Genomic DNA, 7,702 nt, shown 5'->3' with positions numbered 1-7,702 from the left:
TGGTGGAACAGAAATCAACCTTTTAAATAAAGACAGTAAGGCACGGACGCTTTCTGGTTTGAATGATGGAATGCTTTCAGAAACTTCGACTGAAGCGGTTACTGGTAAGCAGCTTTACAATACGAATACTAAAGTTGCTCAATATTTTGGAGGTGAAGCTAAGTATGGTCCTGATGGATGGACTGCTCCGACGTTTCAGATTATTCAATTTGATTCTGATAATAAAACCGGTGAGCAAAAATATAAGAAATATAATAATGTAGCTAGTGCTTTTGATGGTGTTAATAAAAGTATGGAAGATCTGAACAAACGCCTTAATAATATTCAAGGTCAGGCAGGAAATGATGGTTTAGCTTGGAATAAAGATAAAGGTGCCTATGATGCAAGCCGAAAAGGAGAAGATGGTGAGATTACTAATAGTAAGCTTACCGGTGTCGCTGATGGTGAAATAAAAAAAGGCTCTAGCGATGCAGTGACTGGTGGTCAGCTTTGGGAGACAAATCAAAAAGTCAATGATCTTGAAAATAAGTTTAATAAATTTGAAAACTCAGGTGGTCAGATGACAGAGGGTGCCGTTCTATATGATCAAGATGAAGATGGGAATAAAACCAATAAAATCACTTTAGTAGGGGGTGATGCAAGTGCGCCTGTTGTGATTGATAATATTGGTGATGGTAAAGTTGAAAAACATTCAAAAGAAGCCATCAATGGTGGACAATTATATGAAAAAATGGAGTTTATCCTTGATGAGTCGAAAAAATATACAGACGAAAAGATAAAGAATGCTGTTTCTGAAGCTAAAGAATATACCGATATGAAATTTGATACATTAAGTTATAACCTTGAGGGTGTAAAACAAGAAGCAAGGCAAGCAGCAGCTATTGGTTTAGCAGTGTCTAATCTACGTTACGAAGATGCTCCTGGTGCGTTAAGCATTGCGTTTAGTAGCGGTGTGTGGCGCAGCCAATCTGCAATTGCTTTTGGTGCTGGTTATACATCTGAAGATGGAAATATTCGTTCCAATGTTTCTGTAACAACTGCTGGTGGTCATTGGGGTATAGGTGCAGGTATAAGTGTGAGACTGAAGTGATGATAAGATATCAAAGTGTTTTTGTAAGGCTTTTTTTCGCTTTTGTCTTATTAGGCTTAGGCGAAAGGGAAAGCTTTTCTCATGAAAAAAATAACATGTATACGGTGTATCCACCCCAACTTTCTGTACCTTCTGGAAAACCTGGAGAAATACGACGGCTCATTATGCAATTTTATAATTGGACTTTGATTTGTGATGAAAACAAAATCCTTAAGCAGGGTATATGTAATGTAACGCAAACAGTTCATGATGAAGAGGATAATACAGTTTTTAGTTGGTCTCTTGTTTCTACAAAAAATGGTCAACCAGCTATGCTTTTCCGTACATTACCAAATGCTGATACAACTGTTCCTATAAGAATATCTATGGAAGGTGTTAAAGAAGCTATTTTGGTTCATTATACACAGTGTGATCAAGTGGTTTGTTTAGCACAATCGCCTTTGAGTCCGGTCTTAAGTGATCAAATAGAGAAAAAGAAGAATGTACGTGTTTCCTACAAACTTAAAGAAGAAAAAACATTTTCTTTTATCTTACCATTTAATGGGTTGAGTGATGCACTGTTTTCTTTACAAAGATAAGGGATGTAATTTTACAAAGATAAGGGATGTAATAAGGTGAGATGATTATTTCAGATAAGTAGTCACTGTTCTTTTTTAACTAAAATAATAAAATAAAAAAATTGAGCATTTATATTTAATTTAAAAATATAAGATCAATAATATTAGCATCTTTTTCTTAATAGATAATTTTGATCGATCTTATAAAAAATTATAAATGCTGTAAACTATTATATTTTGATATATAAGTTTCCAATTCTAAAATTTCTTAAGAAAAAATGATTTTTATGAAAATCGATGTTTTCTTTATTTATTTAATAAATTTCATCATTTTCATACAGAATTTAGAATTTAAAGAACAGAAATATATTTTTCAGCTTTTGCATATGAGGATTGATTTTTTTACATTGAAAGTTGTTCTTTAGAAATTGCTCTTCTTGATATTTTGAAAAAATTTTCTTTGACATTTGGTTAGAGAAATTATGGTTTGGATATATTTCTCTCCCCCATTGATATTGTTATGCTCGCTGAGTGTTTTTAGGCGGAAGATGTGCATTTAGGTGGTTTCAGATCACTGAAAATTATGTGCGAGTTTTTTTAAAGAATTTTTCAGATCCTTACAATTAGGAGTTTTATTACAGAGCTGGATATTTTATCTTTTGGGAACTTTTGGAACAATGATGATTTTAGTAGGGATCTATCTCAATTCTAAATATTATGATTGGAGTCAAAGCGAGGGTATTTGGATGAAAAGCACAGATATGGTCTTTATGATAAAAAATTTATTGTTGTGCGATATCAAAAATATGTAACTAATTTTTGCATTGAGTATGAGAGGGAAAATTTAGTTTTAGCTGGTCGTGTTATTTGAGATGTTATTCAAGAAGTTTTGTTCAGCCAGTGATTTAAGAGTTGCGGATTGTGAAGCAAATAAGGGATTTTATAGAGTTGGATGTTGAGCAATGGTGTTGGGGCATCATCATAAAAGCAAATATTTTAAGTATTAGAAATTATCAGAATATAGCAGTGGTAAATTTATGAGAAAAATAACATCAAAAGGTGGTAGAGGTGGTTCGGGATCACATGCACTATATCAGCGTGTAAAAAAGAGAGCAGGAACAATTAAAGCATCATCAAGGCGATGGTTAGAGAGGCATTTGAATGATCCTTATGTTCATCAATCAAAAGTGGATGGTTATCGTTCGCGTTCTGCTTATAAACTAATTGAAATTGACGAACGTTATAAGATTTTCAAAAAAGGTCAGAAAATCATTGATCTAGGAGCTGCTCCTGGGGGATGGTGTCAGGTGGCAGCCCATAAAGTAGAATCAAGCGATCAAAAGCCTAGCGTCGTTGGTATTGATTATTTACCGATGGATCCACTGCCTGGAGTTGTAGTGCTGGAGATGGATTTTTTACATGAAAATGCACCGCAGAAGTTGATGAATGCTTTAGGAGAACAGCCGGATATAGTTCTTTCTGATATGGCAGCACCAACAACGGGTCATCGTCAAACGGATCATTTGAGAACAGTATATTTATGTGAAATGGCGGCTGATTTTGCTCTTTCTTTTCTTAAATCTGGAGGGCATTTTTTGGCAAAGGCTTTTCAAGGAGGAGCAGAAAATATTCTTCTTACTAAATTGAAACAGAATTTTAAAACGGTTCATCATGTCAAACCTCCTGCAAGCCGAGCAGAATCAGTTGAACTTTATCTTTTAGCTCTTGAATTTAAGGGTATAACTGAAACATAAAATAGTTTTTTCATTTATAAAAAGTTAAAAGTTACTTGACTTGATTTACAGTATTTACAGTGCAAAAATTTTTTTAACCAATTTGTAGTAATTATTGTGTGGTTTTTGTGCAGAATGAAAATCCGTAAAATAGGCGTATTTTTTGTATAGATAGAATAAGTTAATTCTCAGTAGGCGTTTTTATGAAATTTCTTGATCAGGCTAAAGTCTATATTCGTTCTGGTAATGGCGGAGCAGGAGCAGTGTCATTTCGTCGTGAAAAGTTTATAGAATTTGGAGGTCCAGATGGAGGGAATGGGGGACGTGGTGGTGATGTGTGGGCTCTTGTAGTAGATGGGCTCAACACACTGATCGATTATCGTTACCAGCAGCATTTTAGAGCAAAAACAGGTGGACATGGTAGGGGGCGTAATATGACAGGCGTAAAGGGTGATGATATCATCCTTAAAGTGCCGGTTGGAACACAGATTTTTGAAGAAGATAATAAAACGTTGATTTGTGATCTGATAAAAGTTGGTCAACGTTACCGTCTTGCTAAAGGAGGCAATGGCGGTTTTGGTAATCTTCATTTTACAACTTCTACGAATCGGGCACCTCGGCATGCAAATTCAGGCTTGAGGGGAGAAGAGCGTACACTTTGGCTACGTTTGAAATTGATTGCTGACGGAGGGCTTGTTGGTTTGCCGAATGCTGGAAAATCGACTTTTTTGGCTTCAGTAACCGCTGCAAAGCCAAAAATTGCAAATTATCCTTTTACTACTTTATATCCTCATCTTGGTGTTGCATCTATTGATGCTCGTGAATTTGTTTTGGCGGATATTCCTGGTTTGATCGAAGGAGCTCATGAAGGTATTGGAATCGGTGACCGTTTTTTAGGGCATGTGGAACGTTGTCCTGTTTTACTTCATTTGGTTTCTGCTCAAGAAGAAGATGTGGCAAAAGCTTATCACACTATTCGCCATGAGCTTGAGGCATATGGACACCATTTGAGTGATAAAACTGAAATTGTGGCTTTAAGCCAAATCGATACTCTTCCTATTGAGGAACGTGCAGTCAAACAGGAAATGTTGCAAAAGGCATCTGGTAAATCAGTTATGATGTTTTCTGCGGTTAGTCATGAAGGTTTAGATAATGTATTGCGTGCTATTGCACATATCATTAAAAAAGAACAAAAAAATAATGTTTGTGAAGAGTAAACAGGATTCATAACATGGCATTTGGAATGCAAAAACTTGCGCAATATAAACGTATTGTGATTAAGGTTGGTTCTGCGCTTTTAGTTGATCCTCAAACAGGTTTACGCGTTGAGTGGCTTAAAAGTTTAATCAGTGATGTTGTTGTACTACGCCAAAAGGGAGTTGAGGTTTTATTAGTTTCTTCTGGTGCTATTGCTTTAGGGCGCACCTCACTTAATCTTTCTAGAGGTTTTTTAAAATTAGAAGAGAGTCAGGCATGTGCTGCCTTAGGTCAAATTGAGCTTGCCAAGGCTTATGGTGATGTACTTGCTCAACATGGATTGAAAACAGGCCAGATTTTGCTGACATTATCCGATACAGAAGAGCGTCGGCGTTATCTTAATGCCCGTGCTACTATTGATACACTGTTACGTTTAGGAGTTGTTCCTATTATCAATGAAAACGATACCGTAGCAACAAGTGAAATTCGTTATGGTGATAATGACCGTTTAGCAGCACGTGTTGCAACGATGATAGGGTCGGATCTTTTAATTCTTTTATCAGATGTTGATGGTCTTTATACGTGTTCTCCTCATTTGAATCCAGAGGCTGAATTTGTTGCTTTTGTTGCATCAATTACACGTGATATTGAGGAAATGGCAGGTGTTGCTGCTTCAGAGTTTTCACGAGGTGGAATGAAGACCAAACTTGATGCAGGGAAAATAGCTACTTCTGCTGGAACAGCGATGATTATTACCTCAGGAAAACGCATGAATCCCCTTGTAGCAATTGACAAAGGAGAACGCAGTAGTTTTTTTGCGGCAAGTGAGAAGCCAGTCAATGCTTGGAAAACATGGATTTCTGGCCATTTAGATCCATCTGGTGTTTTGACTATTGATCAGGGAGCTGTTAAAGCACTTGCGTCTGGAAAATCATTACTTGCTGCCGGGGTTATTGCGGTTGAGGGCATGTTTGATCGTGGAGATACGGTTGCGATTGTTGATAAAAATGGGATTGAAATTGCTCGTGGTCTTATAAATTATGGAACAGATGAAGCGAAAATTATTATAGGTCGTAAGAGTGAAGAAATAGAATATATTCTTGGGAATGGAATGTGTTCCGCTGTAGTGCATCGCAATGATATGGTTTTACGTTGCTTGCCGGATTAAATGTAAAAATTCTCCTTTTTTATACTCCTTTTTGGTGAATGAGTGATCATATGACCTTAGAAGAACAGATGAAAGCTATAGGGCAAAAAGCACGTGATGTTGCTTCGATACTTGCAAGTGCTTCTGCTGACCAAAGAAAAAGTGCTTTGGAAATGATTGCTCTGAGCCTAGAGGCTCAGTCGATTAAAATTTTATGTGCTAATCGTCAAGATTTAGAGAATGCTGCTCGGAATAATTTAACATCTGCGATGGTTGATCGGTTGAAGTTAGATGAATCACGTTTACATGGAATGATCGATAGTGTTCGTCAGATTGCTTGCTTGCCCGATCCTGTTGGAGAAGTTATCAGTGAATGGACACGTCCAAATGGGCTTAATATTCGTCGCGTGCGAACACCACTTGGTGTAATTGGTATTATTTATGAAAGTCGGCCAAATGTTACGATTGATGCAAGTGCTTTGTGTTTGAAATCTGGAAATGCTGCAATTTTGCGTGGTGGTTCAGACAGTTTTCATTCTGCACTTGCGCTTCATTCAGCATTAGTAAAGGGTTTGGAACAGGCTAATTTACCTAAGAGTGCTATTCAAATAGTTGAAACAAAAGATCGCGATGCTGTTGGGGAAATGCTTAAGGGTTTGGATGGCGCAATTGATGTTATTATACCCCGTGGTGGGAAAAATCTTGTGGCACGTGTTCAATCTGATGCGCGTGTTCCTGTTTTTGCACATTTAGAGGGCCTCTGTCATATTTATATTGATAAATCAGCGGATTTAAATATGGCACGTGAAATTGTATTAAATGCAAAATTGCGGCGTACGGGTATATGTGGAGCCGTTGAGACAGTTTTGATTGACCGTCAGGCATTAAAAAAATTTCTTCCTGTTCTTATTGCTTTGAAGGAGAAGGGATGTGAAATTCGTGCGACAGAAGATATTTTTTTGCTTATGTCTGGAATTAGATTAGCCTGTGAAGAAGATTGGTCTTGTGAATATCTTGATGCAATTTTATCTGTCAAAACGGTTGATGGTGTTGAGGGAGCTATTGCACACATTCAGCGTTATTCATCAAGACATACTGAATCAATTATTAGTGAAGATATGGGGGTGGTTAAAATGTTTTTTGATCGTTTGGATTCAGCCATTTTGCTTCATAATGCATCTACACAATTTGCTGATGGAGGTGAATTTGGTTTTGGAGCGGAAATTGGTATTGCGACAGGGAAAATGCATGCACGTGGACCAATAGGGGTTGAACAGTTGACATCATTTCAATATCACATTAGTGGAAATGGACAGGTTAGACCTTGAAGCAACTGTTTTTTCCATGGGAAAATCGTATACCACATGTTGAGAAGTCGAATGTTATTGGACTTTTCGGTGGGTCCTTTAATCCACCGCATGCAGGTCATCTTCTTGTTGCAAAGACTGCAATTTTGCGTTTGCGTCTTAACCAATTATGGTGGATGGTAACTCCGCGAAATCCTTTAAAAGATTGTATACAATTGCCATCTTTACACCAGAGAATGCAGTTAAGCTTGAAATTTATTAACCATCCAAAGATTCGCGTAACAGGTTTTGAGAAGGCTATAGGGAGCAAAATATCAGTCGATACGATTTCTCATATCCTTATACGCCATAGGGGAGTACATTTTGTTTGGGTTATGGGGGCAGATAATTTAGCAACGTTTCATTATTGGCATAGGTGGCGTGATATTATGTCTATACTTCCCGTTGCAATTATTGATCGTCCTTCAGCACGTATGTCAGCACTTTCTTCTCCTATGGCTAGAACTTATCGTTATTCTCGTGTGGATGAGAGAGAAAGTACAATACTGCCTTTTATGACGCCACCTGCTTGGATTTATTTGCATGGGCCTTTATCTTTTCAATCTTCAACGAAGCTTCGTTTAGAAGGGAATGATTCTTCTTGAACATTGTATAGGATTCTGCGACTATTT

Annotated in this window: 7 protein-coding genes; all 7 read left to right on the top strand. The window is 37.2% G+C overall.

Annotated features, from left to right (window positions below; genetic code table 11):
- Positions 1 to 1,090: Vomp family autotransporter (locus tag T420_RS07085; RefSeq protein WP_155914841.1), on the top strand; the 1,090-nt coding region annotated here is incomplete at its 5' end.
- Entirely contained in the window at positions 1,090 to 1,668 is a 579-nt protein-coding gene (locus T420_RS0106195) for an invasion associated locus B family protein (RefSeq protein WP_026501233.1), read from the top strand. The genes T420_RS07085 and T420_RS0106195, both read left to right, overlap by 1 nt.
- Positions 1,669 to 2,684: 1,016 nt before the next feature.
- The gene (locus T420_RS0106175; RefSeq protein WP_013545423.1) at positions 2,685 to 3,401 is read left to right on the top strand and encodes an RlmE family RNA methyltransferase; all 717 of its coding nucleotides are present in this window, start codon (positions 2,685 to 2,687) and stop codon (positions 3,399 to 3,401) included.
- Positions 3,402 to 3,583: 182 nt separating this feature from the next.
- On the top strand, positions 3,584 to 4,597 hold the full coding sequence (gene obgE / locus T420_RS0106170) for a GTPase ObgE (RefSeq protein ID WP_013545422.1): 1,014 nt from the start codon (positions 3,584 to 3,586) through the stop codon (positions 4,595 to 4,597).
- A 14-nt stretch (positions 4,598 to 4,611) separates the two neighbouring features.
- Positions 4,612 to 5,745, top strand: a complete 1,134-nt coding sequence (proB, locus tag T420_RS0106165) for a glutamate 5-kinase (protein ID WP_013545421.1) — start codon at positions 4,612 to 4,614, stop codon at positions 5,743 to 5,745.
- Between the two features lie 50 nt (positions 5,746 to 5,795).
- A complete protein-coding gene (locus T420_RS0106160; RefSeq protein ID WP_026501232.1) occupies positions 5,796 to 7,052 on the top strand; it encodes a glutamate-5-semialdehyde dehydrogenase in 1,257 nt (418 codons plus the stop codon).
- 29 nt (positions 7,053 to 7,081) lie between these two features.
- The gene (locus T420_RS0106155; RefSeq protein WP_026501231.1) at positions 7,082 to 7,675 is read left to right on the top strand and encodes a nicotinate-nucleotide adenylyltransferase; all 594 of its coding nucleotides are present in this window, start codon (positions 7,082 to 7,084) and stop codon (positions 7,673 to 7,675) included.
- The last annotated feature ends 27 nt before the right edge of the window (positions 7,676 to 7,702 follow it).

It is taken from the genome of Bartonella clarridgeiae ATCC 51734 (assembly GCF_000518185.1).
Classification (GTDB): domain Bacteria; phylum Pseudomonadota; class Alphaproteobacteria; order Rhizobiales; family Rhizobiaceae; genus Bartonella; species Bartonella clarridgeiae.
This window is presented reverse-complemented; position numbering and strand designations above follow the sequence as displayed.